Source organism: Ruegeria sp. BC6 (assembly GCF_056539185.1).
This window is the reverse complement of record NZ_JBQFUM010000004.1, coordinates 177,372-197,694: the sequence shown is the minus strand read 5'-3', so window position 1 is coordinate 197,694 and position 20,323 is coordinate 177,372. Positions and strand designations below refer to the sequence as shown.

Sequence of the window (20,323 nt, the reverse complement as noted above, 5' to 3'; positions counted from 1 at the left end):
GACATGTCGAGGAAAATCAGACGACCATGGGTCGGCCTGAACACCGTCAGCTGAGTGCGTGACCTTCCTGCCAGACCTGGAGCATCCCGTGGTCGGAGACATGCAGCACATTGGCGCAGGCACCGGCCGCCAAACGGCCAAGATCTGATCTGCCGATCAGGTCTGCGGGCAACCGGGTCGCCATGTCGAAAGCAGCTTGCAAAGGCAGTTGCGCGAAGGCAACCACGTTGCGAACCGCGTCCAACAGCTCGAGATGCGCACCGGCGAGCGTTCCATCGGCGAGGGTCAACCGGTTGCCGTCGCGCAAGATCTGACGGCCGTTCAGCAGGAAGCTGTCGATATCCGACCCGGCGGTCGCCATCGCGTCGCTGACAAGAAAAACACAACCCGGCCCTGTTTTGGCCCGGATGGCATTGCGCACTGAAACCGGGTGGACGTGAATTCCATCCGCGATCAGGCCCGCAGACAGCTCGCCAAGCGCCAGCGCCGCGCCTACGACGCCGGGCTCTCGGTTACCCATCTGGCTCTGAGCATTGAACAAATGTGTGACGCAACGCGCGCCGGCCTGAGCCGCTTTCTGACAGGTTTCAAAACTCGCACCCGTATGGCCCAGCGATACGACGATCCCCGCTTGGGTCATGGCATGTATCTGATCATCGGTCACGCTTTCCGGCGCCACCGTAACCTTGAGAACCGGCAACCGTGCGGCTGTGTCCAGCAACAAATCCAGATCAGCCTGCGCCATTGGTCGGATCAGGGCAGCATCATGTGCACCCTTTCGGGCTTGGGACAGGTGCGGGCCTTCCAGATGAAGCCCGACAATGCCGGGAACACCCTCGTTCACGGCTGCAATCGTGGCCGCGATGGCCCGGCGCGTGACCTCAGGCGTATCCGTGATCAGCGTTGGCAAGATCGACGTTGCTCCGATACACGCATGTGCCACCGACATTGTGCGGAGCGTTTCCAGATCGGGGGCGTTGTTCAGCATTGCCCCGCCGCCGCCATTGACCTGCAGATCGACGAAGCCCGGAACCAGCAGGCCACCGTCCAGCCGCGACACCCTCGCTGTGGCAGGAGTGTCGGAGACAGGCGTCACGCCCTCGATACGCCCTTCCGCGAACAGAAGGGCATGATCCTGCAGGATACCTGCAGGGGTCAGAATGTCCGCGCCCACCAGAGCCTGCAGTTCGCTGGTCATACGGTTTCCGTCACCTTGTTCAGATGCCGCGGTGCGTCCGGATCGATCCCGCGCGAGGCGGCAAAGGCCTCGACCATCGCGTAGAAGGAGACGATCAAGCTCAGCGGATCAGTCAGGGCATGGCCCGTGCGGACATGCGGAATGCGCGTCGCGGCAGTAACCCTGTCCGTGGTCGCAAAGACACGGGCACCCTTGGCGCTGATCGCGTCAGCCACCTCCGCCAACGCAGGCTCCGCCGCATCTGCCGCTGCAAAGCTGAGTACCGGAAAACCTTCCTCGACGATGGACACCGGCCCGTGCAGAACCTCGGCCGAGGAATAGCTTTCAGCGTGCAACTGGCAGGTCTCCTTGAACTTCAGCGCAGCTTCGTTCGATACGGCCAGTGCCTGACCTCGGCCAAGCGTGAACAATGACGGGTGAGCACCAATAGCGTCACGCACTTCGGGCCAATCGATCCGGGCCGCCTGATCCAGCTGCTCGGGCAGGTCGCGCAACGCCGCCAGCAACGCCGCATCCTGCCCCCACTCTGCCAACAGCCACAAGCCGGCCACCGCCGAGGTGACGAATGTCTTGGTGGCCGCAACACTCAGTTCGGGGCCCGCCTGTATATCTACGGCGTGATCGCTGACTTCGGCCAACGGTGAAGCCGCGTCGTTGGTCAACGCTACTGTCAATGCGCCGTCGCGTCGGGCATTGCGAGCCATGGCCACGATGTCGGGGCTTTTGCCGGATTGCGACACCGACAGGCACATCGCCTGGCGCATGCGCAGAACCGAGTCGTAGATCGATCCGATCGACGGCCCGACCGAGGCCACCGGCACACCCAACAGGATTTCCGAGGCGTATTTGAGATAGGTGCAGACGTGATCGGAAGACCCGCGTGCGACCGTCACGACAAATGTCGGGTCCAGTTCGCGGGCAACCGAAGCGACCGCCTCAATATCGGCCTGACCCCGGCTAAAAAGCCGCTCTACCGCCACAGGGATTTCATCAATTTCCCGGCGCATCCGGGTGATCTGCTGTTGCATGATGTGTCCTAGCTGTTGGCCAACCGCAATTCGGCGACAAAATCATAGGCGTCGCCGCGATAGATCGACCGAGTGAATTCAACGACCCGCCGATTGGACAGGTATGATGTTCGAACAATGCGCAGCCCGGCCGCACCGGGTTCGACCCCAAGCAAACCCGCGTCGGCGCTGTCCAGATTGATCGCCGATATGCGCTGCAGCGCCCGTACTGGCCGGTTTCCATCCCGCTCCAGGACTTCGTACAATGAGGCTTCGACCTCCTGCGGGCGCGGCAGAATGTCGATCGGCAGCGAGGCCCGTTCGATCGCCATGGGCCGGTCATTGGCCATACGCAGGCGCGAGATGCGCGCAACCGCTTCACCCGAGGACAGGGCCAGCGCCATCACCTCCTCGGGCGACGGAGTGTGCACACCTCGCTCAAGCCACTCGCTTGAGGATTCAAGACCGCGTCGATTCATGTCCTCGGTGAACGAGGTCAGCCGTGACAGAGATTGCTCGACCCGAGGCGTGCCATCGGCCACGAAACTGCCCGAGCCCTGGCGCTGAATAACGATTCCCCGATCTACCAGATCCTGCATCGCCCGACGCACGGTGACGCGGGAAAGGCCCGTGAGGTTTGCGATCTCGCGTTCGGCCGGAAGCGGTGCACTTTCCGCCAGCAGACCATTCTCGATGCCCTCTTCGATCCGCTTGCGCAACCGAACGTACCGCGGTCCCACGGCCCGCTGCATCCAGTCACCGGTCCTGAGGAAGGTTTCGATCGTTTCGGCGGTCATGCGGCCCCCAATCTGGCGCGCTCGGCCAGCTGTGCGGCGAGCTGCAGCGCCCCGTCAAGGGCGGTGCCCGCCGGTTCGATCATCGCGCTCTGAACCTCGACGGAAAGATAGGGGATGTAATGCGATGCCACCCCGCCCACTGCACAGACCGGCTCGGGATCATCGCGACCAAGGGCCTGAAGCCCTGCAGCGACATAGTCGGCGCCCTCGCGCATCAGGGCCACGGCCACCACATCGCCTTTTTGAGCCGCCGCAATGATTTCGGGTGCGAAGTCTGCGATTTCGGCCGGCCGTGCCTGCCCCGCAAATCGCACGATCTGCATCGGGTCTTCGTCAAAACGTCTGCGTACGGATCGTGTCAGCGCGCTGTCGGGGGCTATTCCGTCCGCTGCAAGCAACACCCGCCGCAGCAGCTGCTGTCCCAGCCAATACCCGGACGCATCATCACCGATGAGTGCCCCATATCCGCCAATCAACCGGATTTCGCCATCGCTTTGCCGCGCCAGGAACGATCCGGTGCCGATCCCGATCAAACATCCATCGACCGGCCCCAACGCCCCAACCACGGCCGAGCGGCGGTCATCCTCGACCTGCACAATGCGCGATGGCAGGTGCCGTGCGATTTCAGCGCCTGTGTCCGCGTCGGTCACGCCAGCAAGCCCTGCGTAGATCGGAATCCCGGTCAAAGCCGCTTCGGGCATCGCAGCACGCTCGGCCAGTGCCCGCAGCCCGGCATTCAGCGTTGAGATAGCCGCCGCGCGATCCGAATAGACATTGGCGCTTCCCAGAACCAGATCATGCCGCCCGGTGGGGCCGGCCATGGCAAACCGGCAGCGCGTACCGCCACCGTCAATTGCAATGAGATATGGGAGGGACTCATCCATATAGATACCTTTACAATACCTTTCGGATGAAAAAAAGACCTCTTGTGGCCAAGACTCGCTATTTTTTGCGCTTTTTGGTGAGTATTTGGTGATATGAAACGAATGGTAGACAAAAGGTATTATATAGGTATTATCTTCGGTGCCAAAGGGGAATCACATGACGCCGCACATGCTGCCGCAAACCGAAATGCTGCGCGACGAATCCGAGGGGCTGGACCTGCGCCCGGACGCCGAAGTTCTGCGCCTGCTGCTGGATGCGCAGAAAGCCGCGCTGAACGGGCTGGATGCTTGCCTTCCGGATATCTCGAGAGGTGCGGCATTGATGGCAGAAACCATCCGCGCCGGCGGGCGGCTCTATTATGCCGCCGCCGGGTCGTCCGGGCTGATGGGCTTGGCCGATGGGGCGGAAATACCGGGAACATTCGGCCTGTCGCCAGATTCGATCGCCATCTGCATGGCCGGCGGCATACCAACCGGGGCAGAGATGCCGGGCCACACCGAAGATGACACTCGGACGGCCGAAATCGCCGCTGCCGAACTCCGCCCCACAGACACGGTGATCGCGATATCCGCCAGCGGCACCACGCCCTACCCGTTGACCTTTGCCGGAATTGCAAAGTCCCGCGGCGCCAAAACTATCTGCATCGCCAACAACGCCGACGCACCGCTGTTCGATTACGCCGATTGCGCAATTTGCCTGAACACCCCGCCCGAAGTCATTGCCGGATCGACCCGACTGGGCGCCGCAACCGCGCAGAAGGCGGCGCTCAACATGCTCTCGACCCTCATGGGTGTCAGGTTGGGGCATGTGCATGACGGCATGATGGTCAACGTGGTCGCCGACAATGCCAAGCTGCGTCAGCGCGCAGAAGGAATCATCCGGAACATAACCGGCGCCACACCTCAGCACGCCGCTGATGCCCTGGATCGCGCCGAAGGCAACCTGAAGCTTGCCGTACTTTTGGCCGCCGGCGCCGCAACTCGGGCGCAGGCCAGTGAACTGCTGGCGGCATCGGGCGGCCATCTGCGCCCTGCGTTGGACCAGATTTGAACCAAGAAGAAGACCAAAAGGGAGAATACATCATGAGAACAACCACACTGACCGCCGTGCTGCTGGCGTCATCGGCCCTGGCCGGTGCGGCAATGGCCGAAACCACGCTGACCATCGAAAGCTGGCGCAACGACGACCTGGCCCTGTGGCAGGAAAAGATCATCCCGGCCTTTGAGGCCAAGCATCCCGACATCAAGATCAAGTTCACCCCATCGGCCCCGGCGGAATACAACGCCGCCCTGAACGCCAAACTGGATGCCGGCTCGGCCGGAGACCTGATTACCTGCCGCCCCTTCGACACCTCACTTGGCCTGTACGAGGCGGGCAAACTGGCCGATCTTTCTGATCTGGAAGGCATGGCGAACTTCTCGGACGTCGCCAAATCGGCGTGGCAGACCGATGACGGCTCGGCCACCTTCTGCGTGCCGATGGCCTCGGTAATCCATGGGTTCATCTACAACAAGGACGCGTTCGACGAGCTGGGCCTGTCGGTTCCGGAAACCGAAGCCGAGTTCTTTGCCGTTCTGGACAAGATCAAGGAAGACGGTACCTATATCCCCATGGCCATGGGCACCAATGACCAGTGGGAAGCGGCCACCATGGGTTACAACAACATCGGGCCGAACCACTGGAAGGGCGAAGAAGGTCGCCTCGCCCTGATCGAAGGTTCTCAGAAACTGACGGACGAGCCGTGGGTCGCCCCCTACCGCCAGCTGGCCAAATGGGGTGCCTATCTGGGCGACGGGTTCGAAGCGCAGACCTATCCCGACAGCCAGAACCTGTTCACGCTGGGCCGCGCCGCCATCTATCCGGCCGGCAGCTGGGAGATCAGCGGCTTCAACAACCTGGCCGATTTCGAGATGGGCGCTTTCAAGCCGCCAGTCCAGAATGCCGGGGACGAGTGCTATATCTCGGACCACACCGACATCGCCATTGGCCTGAACGCAGCATCGCCCAACGCCGATGCGGCACGCACCTTCCTGAACTGGGTCGGGTCCGAGGAATTCGCGCAGATCTATGCAAACGCCCTGCCCGGCTTCTTCTCTCTCTCCAGCTTCGATGTGGCGATGGAGGATCCACTGGCACAGGAATTCGTCAGCTGGCGGAACGAGTGCAACTCGACCATCCGGTCCACCTATCAGATCCTGTCGCGTGGAACGCCCAACCTTGAGAACGAGACCTGGAACGCATCGGCTCAGGTGATCAAGGGCGAGGAATCGCCCGAGGACGCCGGCAAGCGCCTGCAGGACGGGTTGGCCAGCTGGTACGCCCCGCACCAGTAACCCGTCTTTCGTAACGCAAACGGCTCTGGCCAGACGGCCAGAGCCACCCTGAGCTTTCGAGGAACAACATGGGCAATCGCCGGATCAAATGGCACATCGTGGTGTTTCTGGCACCCGCAGTGCTGGTCTACTCGGCCGTCATGGTCTTTCCGCTGTTCAACACGCTGCGGCTGGCGCTTTACACCGAGGTCGATCAGGCCCGTGTGTTCGTAGGCCTGGACAACTTCCGCACCCTGTTCGGCGACCCGATTTGGTCGGATGCGTTCTGGAACGCACTGGGCAACAATTTCTGGTTCTTCTTCATCCACATGCTGGTGCAGAATCCGATCGGGATCGCACTGGCAGCGATCCTCAGCCACCCTCGCCTGCGCTTTGCGGCGTTTTACCGTTCGGCCATCTTCATCCCGACGATCCTGTCCTTCGTGATCGTTGGCTTCGCCTGGAAGCTGATCCTGTCGCCGATCTGGGGCATCGCCCCCGATATGCTGGCCGCGGTCGGACTCAAATCTCTGTTCGCGCCTTGGCTGGGCAAAGAAGAATACGCGCTGACCACGCTGGCCCTGATTTCGGTCTGGCAGTTCGTGGGTATTCCGATGATGTTGATCTATGCCGCCCTGCTGTCGATCCCCGAAGAAATCCTCGAAGCTGCCGAGGTTGAAGGCATCACCGGCATGTCCGCCTTCTGGAAGATCAAGCTGCCGCTGATCCTGCCCTCGATCGGCATCATCTCGATCCTGACATTTGTCGGCAATTTCAATGCGTTCGACCTGATCTACGCATCCCAGGGTGCGCTGGCGGGGCCGGACTTCTCGACCGACATCCTTGGCACGTTCATGTACCGAACCTTCTTCGGGTTCCAATTGCAACTCGGTGACCCGCATATGGGATCGGCCATCGCAACGGGCATGTTCGCCATCATCCTGACGGGGGTCTGCATCTATCTGTTCCTGATCCAGACCCGCATCCGCCGGTATCAGTTCTGAGGGGCCCGAAGAGAATGAACAAAGCCCGCAGAAACCCCTTCAACATCGCCGCCATGCATGGCGCGCTGATCCTCTATACGCTGATCGCCCTGTTTCCGGTCTTCGTGATCGTGATCAACAGCTTCAAATCGCGCAAGGCGATCTTCCGTGAACCTTTGGCCCTGCCGGATGCCGACTCGTTCTCGATGATCGGATACCAGACGGTGATGAAACAGGGCGACTTTTTCCTGTATTTCCAGAATTCGATGATTGTCACCGTCGTGTCGCTGTTCCTGATCCTGCTGTTCGGCGCAATGGCGGCTTTCGCGCTCAGCGAATACCGGTTCAAAGGCAACACGCTGATGGGCCTGTACCTTGCATTGGGCATCATGATTCCGATCCGCATCGGCACGGTTGCGATCCTGGACATGATGGTGGCGACCGGTCTGGTCAACACGCTGATGGCGCTGATCCTCGTCTATACCGCACAGGGCCTGCCGCTGGCCGTATTCATCCTGTCCGAGTTCATGCGGCAAGTCAGCGACGACCTCAAGAATGCAGGCCGCATCGACGGGCTGAGCGAATACACCATCTTCTTCCGCCTTGTTCTGCCGCTGGTGCGTCCGGCGATGGCGACCGTGGCCGTGTTCAACATGATACCTATCTGGAACGATCTTTGGTTCCCGCTGATCCTGGCCCCGGCCGAAGAGACCAAGACCCTGACCCTCGGTAGCCAGGTCTTCATCGGGCAGTTCGTCACCGACTGGAACGCGGTGCTTTCCGCGCTCAGCATGGCGATCCTGCCGGTCATGGTTCTGTATGTCATCTTCTCGCGGCAACTGATCCGCGGGATCACTTCGGGGGCGGTCAAATGATCCGGGTTCTGATCGCAGGTTTGGGCAACATGGGTCTCAGCCACGCGCTGGCGCATCATCACCATCCCGACGCCCAGATCGTGGGTCTGGTGAACCGATCCGGGACAGTGGATCACCCGGATTTGCAGGGGTATCCGGTCTTCACCGATTTCCATACGGCGCTTGCGGACACCAACCCTGATCTGGCCGTGATTGCCACCTATTCCGACAGCCATGCCGATTATGCCTGTGCCGCAATGGACGCCGGTGCGCATGTGTTCGTCGAGAAACCCTTGGCCACCACTGTCGCGGACGCACGCCGTGTCGTCGAGAAGGCCACTGAAGCCAACCGCAAGCTGGTGGTTGGGTACATCCTTCGGCATCACCCCTCTTGGATGCGGCTGATATCCGAGGCGCGTGACCTGGGCGGCCCCTATGTCTTTCGCCTGAACCTGAATCAGCAGTCCGACGGCCCGACATGGGAGACGCACAAGGCGCTGATGCAGACCACCTCACCCATCGTGGACTGCGGTGTGCATTACGTCGACGTCATGTGCCAGATTACCGATGCCCGGCCCGTTCGGGTCAACGGAATGGGCCTGCGTTTGTCGGACGAGATCGCGCCCGACATGTACAATTACGGCCAGTTCCAGGTGGTGTTCGAAGATGGCTCGGTTGGTTGGTACGAGGCTGGTTGGGGTCCTATGATGTCCGAAACGGCGTTCTTCGTGAAAGACATCGTTTCACCCAACGGCGCGGTTTCCATTACCGAAGGCAACAAGGGCGCATCCGACGATGTGGACGGCCACACAAAGGTGGGCGGCATTCTGGTGCATAAACCCAGCGGAGACACCCTGATCGAGATGGATGGCGAACCTGGCCACCAGGAACTGTGCGACGCCGAACAAGCTTACATGCTGCAAGCCATCGCGCAGGACATCGACCTGACCCGCCATATGAATGACGCGGTGCAATCCCTGCGGATCTGCCTTGCCGCCGACCAAAGCATTCGATCCGGCCAGCCGGTCGACCTGAAGGAGACGTGACGTGACCGCCCTGAAACTGACCAATGTGTGCAAGTCCTTCGGACAGGTAAACGTGCTGAAAAACATCGACCTGACCGTCGAGGAAAACGAATTCGTGGTCTTTGTAGGCCCCTCGGGATGCGGCAAGTCCACCCTGCTGCGCGTGATTGCGGGGCTTGAAGAGGCGACCTCGGGAACGGTAGAAATCGATGGCCAGACCGTCAACGAGGTCCCACCCGCCAAGCGCGGCATCGCAATGGTGTTCCAGTCTTATGCGCTGTATCCGCATCTGACTGTTCGGGGGAACATGGAACTGGGCTTGAAGCAGGCCGGGCATCCCAAGGACGAAATCGCGCGCCGCATCACCGAAGCCAGCCGCATGTTGTCACTGGATCCCTATCTAGAACGTCGCCCGGCCGAGTTGTCCGGCGGTCAGCGCCAGCGCGTCGCGATCGGCCGCGCGATCGTGCGGAACCCGAAGCTTTTCCTTTTTGACGAGCCATTGTCCAATCTGGATGCCGCGTTGCGCCTGAACACCCGGGTCGAAATCGCAAACCTGCACCGCCAGATCGACGCCAGCATGATCTACGTGACCCACGACCAGACCGAGGCGATGACTTTGGCGGACAAGATCGTCGTGTTGCGGGACGGCCGAGTCGAACAGATCGGCAGCCCGATGGAGCTGTACAACAACCCCGCCAACCGGTTCGTGGCCGAGTTCATCGGATCTCCAGCGATGAATTTCGTGCCCGCCGATCGGATCGGTGGATCTGGCCAGCAACTCATCGGCATTCGCCCTGAATACGCTCGCCTTGGGCAGTCGGGTCCGCTTTCGGGCACAGTCGTTCACGTGGAAAACCTTGGCGCAGATACCAACGTGTTGGTCGATATCGGTACCGACAAGCCCTTTACCGTTCGAGCCTTTGGTCAGCATCAGGTGTCCCCGGGGACGCAGGTCGGCATCGACTATGATCCGGCCAATGCACTGACGTTCGGAGAGGACGGGTTGCGGGTTTGACCGGGCGCGTTCAGCGCCCCCAATTGTCGGCCGGGTCGCTGTCGGCATAGTCGCGCAGCTGCGGAATGTCCGAGATTTCGGCATGGTTGCGGTTGATCTTCACCCCAACCGCCTTGAGCCGCGAAAACGCACGGCTCAGGCTTTCGGGTTTCATGCCCAGACGCCCGGCGATCAGCATCTTGTCATAGGGCAGCTCGACTTCGCAGGCGCCTTCGTCGCAGTCACACAGGTTCAGCAGGAACTCGGCCACCCGCTGCGCCCCGGTTTGGGCCTTAAGCTGTTCCAGCTGCGACACCAGCGAATGCAAATGTGTGAAGGTCGAAGCCAGGATCGAGATCCCGATCTCGGGATCGGTCTTCATCAAGGAAATCAGCACCGGGCTGGGAATGTGCATGATCTCGCAGGCCGAGACCGCCTCGGCCGAAACCGGATAGGGCACGTTGCGCAGCGCCACCGCCTCGCCGAAACTTTCGCCGCGGGTGAAAACGCTGACCACGGCCTCGGCCCCGGTGGGCGACATGCGGAACAGCTTGACCCATCCGGCCAGCACCACATGCACGGCCTGGGCGCTTTCTTCCTGCACAAAGATCGTCTCGCCACGGTCATACTGGCGCCAGATCGCGTGGCTCAGCAGGGTTTCGACATGCTGATCCGGCAGGCTTTTGAGCAGCAGCGACTGCCGCGCAATGGCTTTTTGTGCTTCATGCGCCACGAAGGCATCCCCTTTCGTCCGGCCGAAATCCCGGCCCATCCATCCCTGCGCCAGCCTATGCCAAACCCGCGCGCCGCGCACCACCCTTTTCCCGGCGTCGCTTGACTATTGTCATGTTCCCGGCGTGCGCGCACCCATAGTCTGCCCGCCAACAGCCAGTTTTCCGGGGAGATCGAGACATGGATTACGAGCGTTTTTTCAGCCAGAGCCTCAGCGACCTGAAGGCCGAGGGCAACTATCGTGTTTTCATCGACCTGCAGCGCAAATGCGGCGCCTTTCCCAATGCCCGCCAGACCGATGGCGCGGCGGCACGGGACGTGCGCATCTGGTGTTCGAACGACTATCTGGGCATGGGCCAGCACCCGTCGGTTCTGGCGGCGATGCATGATGCGCTGGACCGCTGCGGCGCCGGTGCGGGCGGCACCCGCAACATTTCCGGCACCACCCATGACCACGTCCTGTTGGAACACGAACTGGCCGACCTGCACGGGAAAGAGGCGGCGCTGCTGTTCACCTCCGGCTACGTCTCGAACTGGGCGGCGCTGGGGACGCTAGCGGCAAAGATCCCCGGCCTGATCGTGTTCTCGGACGCGCTGAACCATGCCTCGATGATCGAGGGCATCCGCCATTCGCGGGCGCAGAAGGTGATTTGGAAGCACAACGATCTGGACGACCTGCGCGCCAAGCTGGCCGCCGCCGACCCCGAGGCGCCCAAGATGATCGCCTTTGAATCGGTCTATTCGATGGACGGCGACATCGCTCCGATCAAGGAAATCTGCGACCTGGCCGATGAATTCGGCGCCATGACCTATCTGGACGAGGTCCATGCCGTCGGCCTCTATGGTCCCCGCGGCGGCGGCATCGCCGAGCGCGAGGGTCTGATGCACCGTCTGACCGTGATCGAGGGCACGCTGGGCAAGGCCTTCGGCGTGGTGGGCGGCTATATCGCCGCGTCGGCCGCGCTGTGCGACTTCGTGCGCAGCTTTGCCAGCGGCTTCATCTTCACCACCGCCCTGCCCCCGGCGATCGCCGCCGGGGCGGCGGCCTCGATCCGGCATCTGAAACAATCGAATGCGGAACGCGACCTGCAGAAGGCGCGCGTGGCCCAGGTGCGCGCCCGGCTCGACACCGAGGGCATCCCGCATCTGCCCAACCCCAGCCACATCATCCCGGTGATGGTGGGCGACCCGGTCAAGTGCAAGTTCATCTCGGACACGCTGCTGGAAGAGTTCGGCATCTACATCCAGCCGATCAACTATCCCACCGTGCCCAAAGGAACCGAGCGGCTGCGCATCACGCCCTCACCCGTGCACACCGATGCCGATATCGACCATCTGGTCGGCGCGCTCTCGGCGCTGTGGCAACGGTGCCAGATCGCCCGGATGCCGATGGCCGCGCAATAGATTTCTGTCCCTGAACTGGCAAGCCGCCGTGCCCCTGTGCGCGGCGGTTCTTTTTTGCCTCAGACCAGGTAGAGCGCAAAGATGAGTGCCACAAAGGTGCTCAGCACCAGCGTGAAGCCGCGCAGCCAGGCCGGGCTGCGTTCAAGGTCGAGATACCGCGCCAGGATGACGCGGGCCTTGAACAGGGCCAACAGCAGGATACCGCCCCCGACCGGTCGGGACCCTACGGGCATGAGGGTCAGCAGGGCCGAGGCCAGGCTGAGCGCGATCAGGCCGGCCCAGGCGCGCGTCAGGCGATCCGCTTGGGTGGGTCGAGCAAAGAAGAACCTCGGCATCGCGTCACCCCAGCAGGTAGATCACGGGAAACAGCAGGATCCAGACCAGATCGACCATGTGCCAGAACTGGCCGCCGGCCTCGATATTGCGGGGATCGTCGCGCCAGGCGACAAGCAGCAGAATGGCGACCCCGGCCAGCACATGCGCGGCTTGAAACCCGGTGAGAAGGTAGTAGAACAGGAAAAACGGGTGGGTTTCGTAGCTGATGCCCTGCGCGGCCTTGCCCGCATATTCCGCGCCCTTGATGATCAGGAAAACCACCCCCAGCAGGGCCGCGCCGATCAGGGCCAGCCGCGCGGCACCGCGTCGCGCCGCGTGCCGCCAGCGCAGCGCCCGCGCCGCCAGAAAGCCTGATGTGACCAGAACGCCGGTGTTGAGCGCGGCCCCGGTTCGGTAGAGATGGGATTGCGCCTCGGCAAAGCCTGCCGGGTCGGTCAGGCGGACGCCCACGAAGGCGGTCAGCCCGGCCCCGAACACCAGCAGTTCCGAGACGATCAGAACCCACATCAGCAATTCGCCGGGCAGCTCGTCGATCAGCGTAGCATCACTCATGCGCCGACCAGTTGGCGATAGATCTGCGGCAGGGCCATGGTCAGGCGGTTGGGGTCGGGGATCACCGCGAACCCGCCTTGCCCGAACATGCGCGGGAACCAGCTTTTGCCGGTCTTGTCGATGGTGACGCCAAAGACCGACTGCCCCGCCCGGCGCGCCTCGCGCACGGCCATGCTGGTGTCTTCGATGCCGTGGCGGCCCTCGTAGTGGTCCAGATCGTTGGGCTTGCCGTCGGTGATCACCAGCAGCAGCCGGCGTTTGCGCGCCTGCGCCGCCAGATCGGCCGAGGCATGACGGATCGCCGCCCCCAGCCGCGTGTAATGGCCCGGCCGCAGCGACGCGATGCGCTGCTCCACGGTGGCGGTCATGGGCTCATTGAACTTTTTGCAGCGCTGCACATAGACCCGCTGGCGTTTCAGCGAACTGAAGGCGTGGATGGCAAAATCGTCGCCGCAGGCGTTCAGACCCCAGGCCAGCGCCGCCAGTGCCTCGCGTTCGATATCGATCACCGCACGCCCCGCGACCGCGCTTTCGGTCGATCGGCTGACATCCAGCAGGATCGACACCGCCAGGTCGCGCGCCTCGGGGCGGGATTGCATCCAGATACGCTCGTTGCCCTCGCCATTGGCGTGGCGGTCCACGGCGCTGCGCACGGCGGCCTCGATATCCAGCTGGTCGCCGTCCAGATGGCCGCGGGTCATCACCCGGCCCGGGCGCAGCGCCTCGAACTGGCGTTTGACGGCGCGGATGCGGCGGGCGGTGGCCGGGTCCTTACCGAACTCGGCGGCATCCTCGCGGATATCGGCATCCGAGGTCAGAACGTTGACGTGATCGGGCAGATACTGCCCTGTGCGCACATCCCATTCCGGGTACAGCACACGCCCCGACAGGCGCTCGCGGTTCACGTCCTCGGGCGCGAGATCGAGATGCAGCTTCAGCCGGGTCGGCGGCGCCTTCGATATCTGACCCAGCCCGATTTCGTCCTGATCGTCGGCGGCCTTTTTCGCGTTGTCCGGATCGTCATCGTCGATACGACGGTTGAGGTTCAGGAATTCGGCCCAGCTGAGGATCGCTTCGAACTTGTGCAGGATCAGACTGTCCTGCCGCTCGGCCTGGTCGGATTTGCGACGGCGGGCGCGGTGGGTCTTTTCGCCCGATTCCTCGGGCGGGCCCTCGGTGTCGCGGCTTTCGACCTCGTTATGTTCGGAAAAGGCGACCGCGCGCAGTTCGGGCCACAGGGGCACCGGGCGAAACGGCTGGTACCCGCGCGGGGCGGCCACGTCATCGCCCAGGGCGTCGTAGGCCCGGGCGCGGGCGGACAGGGGGGCCGGGTCGCCCAGCATCCGGCGGATCAGGTCTTCGACGGCGGCCTCGGCCGGGGGCAGGCCGGGCAGGTCACGCTGATACAGCACGCCCTTGCACAGTTCGGTGTAAAGCGGGCGCAGGCCCGGCGCGTCATCGAGCGTTGCGGCGACCATCGCGCGGGCCGCCTGCAGGGCGCGCAGATCGGCGCGCAGGGGATCATCCTCGTCGATGCGGGTTCCGGCATGGGCGGCCACCGCCGCCAGCCAGACATAAAGCGCGCCGTTGGCTTCTCGCGCGGGAAACACCGCCAGCCGGTCGGGCAGGCGCAGGACCTCGCCGTCGAAACTGGCCCTTGGGATCAGCTCGGCCTCGGTGGCCAACTTGCGCCGCCAGCCCAGCCGGTGGCGCGAGAGCTCGGGCGAAACCGGGCGCAGCTCGACGCCCGGACTGCCGCCCAATCCCCGGAAAAGAACGGCCAGCCGCCCCGCGACCTGCGACAGGTCGACCGCGGCTCCTTCGTGCACCTCTGGTGCATCAAGGCGGCTGGCAAGGCTGTGCCACAGTTTCCCGATGGTTTCTTCGGGTTCCCATGGCTCAAAGTCGATCCTGACCATCGCCGGCCTCACCCAAAGACGGCGGTGACAAGATCGAGGAGCCCGCGTTTGATATCCTCATCATCGGTTAGAGGTTCGATCATGGCGGCAAGGATGGCGCGGTCGGTGGACATGCCCTGCGCGATCAGCGTCGCGGCATAGACGACCAGGCGGGTGGACACGCCTTCCTCGAGGTCCTGACCCTTGAGCCCGCGCAGTTTTCCCGCCAGCCGCACCAGCGGTTTGCAGCGGTCCAGCGGCAGTCCGCTTTCCTGCGCGACCACTTCGGCCTCCAACTGAGGCGAGGGAAAGTCGAATTCCAGCGAGATGAACCGCTGCCGGGTCGAGGGTTTGAGGGTTTTCAGGATATTCTGATAGCCGGGGTTGTAAGACGCCACCAGCATGAAGCCGGGCGCGGCCTCAAGCTCTTCTCCGGTGCGGTCGATCGGCAGGATGCGCCGGTCGTCGGTCAGCGGGTGCAGCACCACGGTCACGTCCTTGCGCGCCTCGACCACCTCGTCCAGATAGCAGATCGCGCCCTCGCGCACGGCGCGGGTCAGAGGGCCATCGACCCAGACCGTCTCGCCGCCTTTCAGCAGGTAACGCCCGATCAGGTCGGCGGCGGCCAGGTCGTCGTGGCAGGCCACGGTATAGAGCGTCCGACCCAGGCTGGCGGCCATATGGGCCACGAAGCGGGTCTTGCCGCAACCTGTCGGCCCTTTCAGCAGGACCGGCAGCTTGTTGGTATAGGCGGCGGCGAACACGTCGCATTCGTCGCCCTGGGGCAGGTAGAAGGGGGCGTCTGCCGCCCCCGTTCCCAGTTTCATGGCGCCGTCCATATCCATCACTCCGCAGGAGTTTCCGCGACGCCGGGTTCGATGACCTCTTTACGCGGGACCCAGATCGAGTAGATGAACAGCAGCGCACCGATGACCACGACCAGACCGGAGCCAAAGCGCATCCAGTAGAAGATCGCGACCTGATCCTGCACATCCATGTAGTAGTCACCTACCACGCGCTGCATGTGCGTCTGAACGGTGCCGGCAAAGGTCAGCACGAAGGTCATGAAGACCATGCCGCCGGTCATCAGCCAGAACGAGGCCATATTCAACACCTGGTTGTACGGATCCCGGTTCTTTAGGATCGGCATCGCATAGGTGAAGATCGCCAGGTTGAGGCAGACATAGGCGCCGTAGAAGGCCAGGTGCCCGTGGGCCGCGGTGATCTGCGTGCCGTGGGTATAATAGTTCACCCCGTGCAGCGTGTGCAGGAAGCCCCAGACACCGGCGCCGAAGAAGGCCAGGGTAGCACAGCCCAGCGACCACAGCAGCGCGGCCTTGTTGGGGTGGTCCCGACGGCCTTTCCAGACCATGACGAAGGCAAAGGCCATCATCGCAAAGAACGGGATCACCTCGAGGCTCGAGAAGATCGACCCGATCCACTGCCAGTAACCCGGCGTACCGATCCAGTAATAGTGGTGGCCGGTGCCCAGGATGCCCGAGAACAGCGCGGCGGCGACGATGACATACAGCCATTTCTCGACCACCTCGCGGTCAACTCCGGTCAGCTTGAGCATCAGGTAGGCCAGGATCGAGGCCATGATCAGCTCCCACACGCCTTCGACCCACAGGTGAACGACGTACCACCAGTACTGCTTGTCGAGGCTCAGGTTGCCCGGGTTGTAGAAGGCGAACAGGAACAGCAGCGCCAGACCCCACAGGCCCAGCAGCAGGATGTTTGTGATGGCGGTCTTCTTGCCCTTCAGAACGGTCAACGACACGTTGTAGAGGAAGATCAGCGCTGCCACGACGATGCCGGCCTTGACCCATTTGGGTTGTTCAAGGAACTCGCGCCCCTCTTTGCCCAGCAGCCAGTTGCCTTCGAACAGGTTGAAGACATAGGTCAGCACCACACCCAGCGTGCCCAGAATCAGGATCGCCAGCTGGATATAGGCCAGCTTGGTCGAGTGGATCTCGCGCTCGGCCTCTTCGGGGATCAGGAAATAGGCCGCGCCAAAAAAGCCGGTGATCAGCCATACGATCAGCGCGTTGGTGTGCAGCATCCGCACGATGTTGAACGGCAGAAGCTCGCTTAGAAAGTTGGGGGATACATAGATCCAGCCGGCCAACAAACCGCCGATCACCTGGATCGCGAACAGGGCCATTGCGAATGCGAAATAGGCATAGGCCACTTTTTGGGATTCGTATTTCATTGCTCCGTTCCCTTCTCAGCCCGCGTCATTCGGGGGCCAGTCCTGAGCGTCGATATTGTCCGTCCAGATCAGGAAGTTGGCCAGATCACGGATCTCTTCGTCGCTGAGGTTGAACCTTGGCATCTGCCGGCGACCGGGAATGCCGGTGGGTTGCGCCTCCATCCAGCCCTTGAGGGACTCAAAGGCCGATTCCGGGTCGTCCAGAACGCCCCAGCGGGTCATCACGTTGGCGACCTCGGGGGCGAAATAGGCACCCTCACCCATGATCGAGTGACAGTTGATGCAGGCGTGTTTTTCCCAGACATGTTTGCCCCGGATCACGCTCTCATCCAGCTTCGCCGAGTTCGGCGAATTGACGATGTACAGGTGTGAGTGGGCCGACAGGGCCAGAAAGATTAAGATGAAGAACAGTGACCCGCCATAGAATATGTTGCGGGCCATGCTCTTGGTCATGACTTCTCGCATTGCGCTCTCCTTTGCGCCGCTTTGCTGGTGGTGGGACAATGGCGGGATGGGCGGTTTGCCGCCTTAACGAAAGTCAAGACTCTGTCCTGGCACGCGGCCAATAGGCTACATTCCCTTAAAATAAGCGTGAAATGCCCCGAAATCGCCTTGAACCGCTGCTATCAGGGTGCGAAGTCAGATGGAGTTTCCGGGTCCGTGATGTGCTGTTCCGGTGTCTTTGATTGAGCGAGTGAACGAGTAAGAGATGGCAAACTATTCCTATATCGGCTACGCGCCGGGTGTGATTTCATTTGGTTTTTCTGGGTTTAGCCGCACCATCACTCTGAGTTCAGGCTATGATCCGAACACCGATCGCCGGGTATTCGACGTAACCGACGCGGCCGGTGGAACGCTCGTGAACGGAGATCCGGACAATGGAACTGATTTCAACGGCGACCGTTTCAACGACGAAGTCGGCGATGACCTGACACAGACAGGCGTCGTCACCAGCCTTGACGGATCAACCACCTTTGATTCCGGCGCTATCTATCTGGAAGAATCCTATGCCCTGGCCAAACCGGGCGGCGGTACGATCGATGTTTTCCGGGTCGAGGTTGAAGGAAACCTTGTCGGGTACATCACGTCCGAGCCGTTGGTACCCGGCACCACATATACCTTCACTCGTTCGAATGTGACCCCGTCGAACGCACCGGACACCTCCGATCCCACAGCCATTGTCGACGTGCCCTGCTTTACCGCCGGTACGCTGATCGATACGCCCACCGGCGCCAAGGCGATAGAAGATCTGGCCGAAGGCGATCTGGTTCTGACGCTCGATCACGGCTCGCAACCGATTCGCTGGGTCGGCTCGCGCACCCTGACATCGGTCGATTTGCAGGCCAACCCACGCCTGCGTCCGATCTGCGTGTCAGCCGGAGCGCTGGGGGCGGGTCTACCGCGGCGCGACCTGCGGGTCTCTCCGCAGCACCGGATGCTGGTTCGCTCGGCGATTGCCGTGCGCATGTTCGACGCCCAAGAGGTGCTGATCCCAGCCCACAAGCTGGTCGGCGTTCCCGGCGTTCATGTCGATGAAACCGCCAGCAGCGTGACGTACTACCACATTCTGTTCGACCGCCATGAAATCGTGACCGCCGAGGGGGCTCCGTCGGAAAGCCTGTACACCGGGCCCGAGGCTCTCAAAAGCATTGGCCGCGATGCCCGAGACGAGATCTTCGAGATTTTCCCCGAGCTTGACGACCCGGATCATGTCCCGATCGCCGCTCGGCCCATTCCCGAAACCGGCAAGCGTGCGCGGCACATGATCCATCGGCATGTCAAAAACGCGCGACCTTTGATCGACCGGGCCTGAGCCGCTCAGGACGGTACCGCACGCGGACCCACCAAGGCCGGCCACATCGCCACCACATACAGCGCCATCGCGCTGATCCACAGCCCGTCGGCAACCAGCATGGCAGTCAAGAATTGCGCGTCCAACCCGGACCCAATCCAGCGCAGAATCGCAGCCAGAGCCATAGCTCCGTAGGCGACGACCACCGGCGCGGGGGCGACCAGCGCCCGTCCGCTATGGCCAAGCGCCGCGCGGCTCATGACCGCCAGCGTCATGCCACCGACGCAGCCGATGCCCAACACATGCAGCGCACCAAGTTCACTGCCGAGGCCCAACAAGCCCATTCCCCACAGAACCAAGCCAAGGCCCAGCATCCCCAGGGCCAGATGCAGCGCAAACAGGATCGGCTGCCGGAGCGCCCAAGCCCCCCGCCAACCTGACAGGCGCAAGCCCTGTATCACTCCGAGGACCAGTGCCATTATCGCGACTGCGTACCCGGCCCCGAAGATCAGCATCGCAGCGGGCAGCAGCAGGGCAAGCACCATGTTGTTTTTTTCCATCCAATCACGACTGACAGGCCAGTCAGCTTCGGGCACGCCCGCGCGCTTCATTGCGTTGCGCGTAAAGGCCGGAGTGATCCGACCTCCCAGAATGGCGATCATGGAACACAAGGCCAGCAAACCTGTGCGCAGACCGACATCCAGGGTTCCGGCTGTCACACCGATCCAGTCCAGATGGGTCAACAGGTTTGAGACCCAGATGTAGGCCAGCAACAGAAGAAAGATCATGTTCTGCGGCTTGGGTCGCCGGATCAGCTGGGTGGCGATCTTGGCCGCAAGAACCGGCACGAAGCCGAGGTCGAGCACCGCGACAATCACCGGGTCGATCGCACCCGAGAACCACAGTGCAACGCGCCCCGCCAACCATAGCGCCGCTGCAGCGGCAATAAACAAGCGCCGCGCCTCAGGGGCGCCGGTCCAGTTGGGGACGGCGGTCAGAAAGAACCCGCCCAGTGCGGCACTGGCATAGCCGAAAATCATCTCGTGCGCGTGCCACATCGGCGGGCTCATGGCAGAGGGCGCTTTGGTCCACATTTCGATCCCGGCCAGCGTTGCCAGCCACCCGCCCCAGGCCAGACCGGCAAACACGCCGTAAAGACCTGCAAACAGAAAAAAGACCCGGAACCCCTCACCCATAACGCGCGTGATTGCCGATGGCATGCCTGCTCTCCTTGGCCAAGCTGTTCGTTTGCCAAGCACTAGCAACCGCTGGGCCCGCGCCCCTTAACCAAAATCAAGCGTCGGCGAAAACATGACCCCAAAAAGCACTTATTTTCATG

General features: G+C 62.3%; 20 protein-coding genes. 8 read left to right on the top strand and 12 right to left on the bottom strand.

The annotated features are described in order from the left end of the window. Positions 1-46: 46 nt before the first annotated feature. Genes nagA through ACR0MM_RS13560 form a run of 4 tightly spaced genes read right to left on the bottom strand, consistent with a single transcriptional unit; the run spans position 47 to position 3,886 of the window. On the bottom strand, positions 47-1,198 hold the full coding sequence (gene nagA, locus ACR0MM_RS13575; RefSeq protein WP_480696718.1) for an N-acetylglucosamine-6-phosphate deacetylase: 1,152 nt from the start codon (positions 1,196-1,198) through the stop codon (positions 47-49). Beyond that, complete coding sequence (locus ACR0MM_RS13570; RefSeq protein ID WP_480696716.1) at positions 1,195-2,226, bottom strand: SIS domain-containing protein; 1,032 nt, start codon at positions 2,224-2,226, stop codon at positions 1,195-1,197. The genes nagA and ACR0MM_RS13570 overlap by 4 nt, the downstream gene beginning before the upstream one ends. Positions 2,227-2,234: 8 nt before the next feature. Beyond that, complete coding sequence (locus ACR0MM_RS13565; protein ID WP_170341182.1) at positions 2,235-3,002, bottom strand: GntR family transcriptional regulator; 768 nt, start codon at positions 3,000-3,002, stop codon at positions 2,235-2,237. Next, positions 2,999-3,886 carry a glucosamine kinase nucleotide-binding domain-containing protein gene (locus tag ACR0MM_RS13560; protein ID WP_170461586.1) on the bottom strand — a complete coding sequence of 296 codons (888 nt, stop codon included), beginning with the start codon at positions 3,884-3,886 and terminating at the stop codon, positions 2,999-3,001. Before ACR0MM_RS13560 ends, ACR0MM_RS13565 begins: the two co-directional genes overlap by 4 nt. A 157-nt stretch (positions 3,887-4,043) precedes the next feature. Between ACR0MM_RS13560 and ACR0MM_RS13555 the strand changes: the two genes are divergently transcribed. The 6 genes from ACR0MM_RS13555 (at position 4,044) to ACR0MM_RS13530 (ending at position 10,079) form a co-directional block, all read left to right on the top strand. Then, positions 4,044-4,937, top strand: a complete 894-nt coding sequence (locus tag ACR0MM_RS13555) for an N-acetylmuramic acid 6-phosphate etherase (RefSeq protein WP_480696714.1) — start codon at positions 4,044-4,046, stop codon at positions 4,935-4,937. A gap of 32 nt (positions 4,938-4,969) precedes the next feature. Next, positions 4,970-6,220: an ABC transporter substrate-binding protein gene (locus ACR0MM_RS13550; protein ID WP_480696712.1), complete on the top strand. Its 1,251-nt coding sequence runs from the start codon at positions 4,970-4,972 to the stop codon at positions 6,218-6,220. 68 nt (positions 6,221-6,288) lie between these two features. Further along, positions 6,289-7,203, top strand: a complete 915-nt coding sequence (locus tag ACR0MM_RS13545; protein WP_093963180.1) for a carbohydrate ABC transporter permease — start codon at positions 6,289-6,291, stop codon at positions 7,201-7,203. Between the two features lie 14 nt (positions 7,204-7,217). Continuing rightward, positions 7,218-8,057, top strand: coding sequence for a carbohydrate ABC transporter permease (locus tag ACR0MM_RS13540; protein WP_170341791.1), 840 nt, complete (start codon positions 7,218-7,220; stop codon positions 8,055-8,057). After that, on the top strand, positions 8,054-9,082 hold the full coding sequence (locus ACR0MM_RS13535) for a Gfo/Idh/MocA family protein (RefSeq protein WP_480696710.1): 1,029 nt from the start codon (positions 8,054-8,056) through the stop codon (positions 9,080-9,082). The genes ACR0MM_RS13540 and ACR0MM_RS13535 overlap by 4 nt, the downstream gene beginning before the upstream one ends. Position 9,083: 1 nt before the next feature. Next, complete coding sequence (locus tag ACR0MM_RS13530; RefSeq protein ID WP_170421547.1) at positions 9,084-10,079, top strand: ABC transporter ATP-binding protein; 996 nt, start codon at positions 9,084-9,086, stop codon at positions 10,077-10,079. Between the two features lie 10 nt (positions 10,080-10,089). On the opposite strand, the gene ACR0MM_RS13525 is transcribed toward ACR0MM_RS13530, so the two are convergent. Then, positions 10,090-10,791, bottom strand: a complete 702-nt coding sequence (locus ACR0MM_RS13525) for a Crp/Fnr family transcriptional regulator (RefSeq protein WP_093963736.1) — start codon at positions 10,789-10,791, stop codon at positions 10,090-10,092. Between the two features lie 179 nt (positions 10,792-10,970). On the opposite strand from ACR0MM_RS13525, the gene hemA reads away from it, so the two are divergent. Then, the gene (hemA, locus tag ACR0MM_RS13520) at positions 10,971-12,194 is read left to right on the top strand and encodes a 5-aminolevulinate synthase (RefSeq protein ID WP_170582622.1); all 1,224 of its coding nucleotides are present in this window, start codon (positions 10,971-10,973) and stop codon (positions 12,192-12,194) included. A gap of 59 nt (positions 12,195-12,253) precedes the next feature. On the opposite strand, the gene ACR0MM_RS13515 is transcribed toward hemA, so the two are convergent. Genes ACR0MM_RS13515 through ACR0MM_RS13490 form a run of 6 tightly spaced genes read right to left on the bottom strand, consistent with a single transcriptional unit; the run spans position 12,254 to position 17,657 of the window. Beyond that, positions 12,254-12,529 (bottom strand): cytochrome C oxidase subunit IV family protein, encoded by a 276-nt coding sequence (locus ACR0MM_RS13515; protein ID WP_170457583.1) that lies wholly within the window; start codon positions 12,527-12,529, stop codon positions 12,254-12,256. 4 nt (positions 12,530-12,533) lie between these two features. Then, on the bottom strand, positions 12,534-13,082 hold the full coding sequence (locus tag ACR0MM_RS13510) for a cytochrome c oxidase subunit 3 (protein WP_480696708.1): 549 nt from the start codon (positions 13,080-13,082) through the stop codon (positions 12,534-12,536). After that, positions 13,079-15,001 carry a nitric oxide reductase activation protein NorD gene (locus tag ACR0MM_RS13505; RefSeq protein WP_480696706.1) on the bottom strand — a complete coding sequence of 641 codons (1,923 nt, stop codon included), beginning with the start codon at positions 14,999-15,001 and terminating at the stop codon, positions 13,079-13,081. Before ACR0MM_RS13505 ends, ACR0MM_RS13510 begins: the two co-directional genes overlap by 4 nt. 8 nt (positions 15,002-15,009) lie before the next feature. After that, positions 15,010-15,807, bottom strand: coding sequence for a CbbQ/NirQ/NorQ/GpvN family protein (locus ACR0MM_RS13500; protein WP_437342563.1), 798 nt, complete (start codon positions 15,805-15,807; stop codon positions 15,010-15,012). A gap of 17 nt (positions 15,808-15,824) precedes the next feature. Beyond that, a complete protein-coding gene (locus ACR0MM_RS13495; protein ID WP_170541839.1) occupies positions 15,825-17,192 on the bottom strand; it encodes a cbb3-type cytochrome c oxidase subunit I in 1,368 nt (455 codons plus the stop codon). A 15-nt stretch (positions 17,193-17,207) separates the two neighbouring features. Next, positions 17,208-17,657, bottom strand: a complete 450-nt coding sequence (locus tag ACR0MM_RS13490; protein WP_005977183.1) for a c-type cytochrome — start codon at positions 17,655-17,657, stop codon at positions 17,208-17,210. A 244-nt stretch (positions 17,658-17,901) separates the two neighbouring features. Between ACR0MM_RS13490 and ACR0MM_RS13485 the strand changes: the two genes are divergently transcribed. Continuing rightward, positions 17,902-19,005 carry a Hint domain-containing protein gene (locus ACR0MM_RS13485; RefSeq protein WP_480696704.1) on the top strand — a complete coding sequence of 368 codons (1,104 nt, stop codon included), beginning with the start codon at positions 17,902-17,904 and terminating at the stop codon, positions 19,003-19,005. A 5-nt stretch (positions 19,006-19,010) separates the two neighbouring features. Here the strand turns inward: ACR0MM_RS13485 and ACR0MM_RS13480 are convergent, their stop codons facing one another. Then, a complete protein-coding gene (locus ACR0MM_RS13480; RefSeq protein WP_480696702.1) occupies positions 19,011-20,204 on the bottom strand; it encodes an NnrS family protein in 1,194 nt (397 codons plus the stop codon). Between the last annotated feature and the right edge of the window lie 119 nt (positions 20,205-20,323).

Coding starts and splice junctions, on each gene's coding strand:
- hemA (WP_170582622.1), top strand. CDS start 10,971: ATGGATTACGAGCGTTTTTTCAGCCAGAGCCTCAGCGACCTGAAGGCC.
- ACR0MM_RS13510 (WP_480696708.1), bottom strand. CDS start 13,082: ATGAGTGATGCTACGCTGATCGACGAGCTGCCCGGCGAATTGCTGATG.
- ACR0MM_RS13490 (WP_005977183.1), bottom strand. CDS start 17,657: ATGCGAGAAGTCATGACCAAGAGCATGGCCCGCAACATATTCTATGGC.
- ACR0MM_RS13480 (WP_480696702.1), bottom strand. CDS start 20,204: ATGCCATCGGCAATCACGCGCGTTATGGGTGAGGGGTTCCGGGTCTTT.
- ACR0MM_RS13560 (WP_170461586.1), bottom strand. CDS start 3,886: ATGGATGAGTCCCTCCCATATCTCATTGCAATTGACGGTGGCGGTACG.
- ACR0MM_RS13505 (WP_480696706.1), bottom strand. CDS start 15,001: ATGGTCAGGATCGACTTTGAGCCATGGGAACCCGAAGAAACCATCGGG.
- ACR0MM_RS13540 (WP_170341791.1), top strand. CDS start 7,218: ATGAACAAAGCCCGCAGAAACCCCTTCAACATCGCCGCCATGCATGGC.
- ACR0MM_RS13565 (WP_170341182.1), bottom strand. CDS start 3,002: ATGACCGCCGAAACGATCGAAACCTTCCTCAGGACCGGTGACTGGATG.
- ACR0MM_RS13545 (WP_093963180.1), top strand. CDS start 6,289: ATGGGCAATCGCCGGATCAAATGGCACATCGTGGTGTTTCTGGCACCC.
- ACR0MM_RS13515 (WP_170457583.1), bottom strand. CDS start 12,529: ATGCCGAGGTTCTTCTTTGCTCGACCCACCCAAGCGGATCGCCTGACG.
- nagA (WP_480696718.1), bottom strand. CDS start 1,198: ATGACCAGCGAACTGCAGGCTCTGGTGGGCGCGGACATTCTGACCCCT.
- ACR0MM_RS13550 (WP_480696712.1), top strand. CDS start 4,970: ATGAGAACAACCACACTGACCGCCGTGCTGCTGGCGTCATCGGCCCTG.
- ACR0MM_RS13500 (WP_437342563.1), bottom strand. CDS start 15,807: ATGAAACTGGGAACGGGGGCGGCAGACGCCCCCTTCTACCTGCCCCAG.
- ACR0MM_RS13485 (WP_480696704.1), top strand. CDS start 17,902: ATGGCAAACTATTCCTATATCGGCTACGCGCCGGGTGTGATTTCATTT.
- ACR0MM_RS13555 (WP_480696714.1), top strand. CDS start 4,044: ATGACGCCGCACATGCTGCCGCAAACCGAAATGCTGCGCGACGAATCC.
- ACR0MM_RS13535 (WP_480696710.1), top strand. CDS start 8,054: ATGATCCGGGTTCTGATCGCAGGTTTGGGCAACATGGGTCTCAGCCAC.
- ACR0MM_RS13570 (WP_480696716.1), bottom strand. CDS start 2,226: ATGCAACAGCAGATCACCCGGATGCGCCGGGAAATTGATGAAATCCCT.
- ACR0MM_RS13495 (WP_170541839.1), bottom strand. CDS start 17,192: ATGAAATACGAATCCCAAAAAGTGGCCTATGCCTATTTCGCATTCGCA.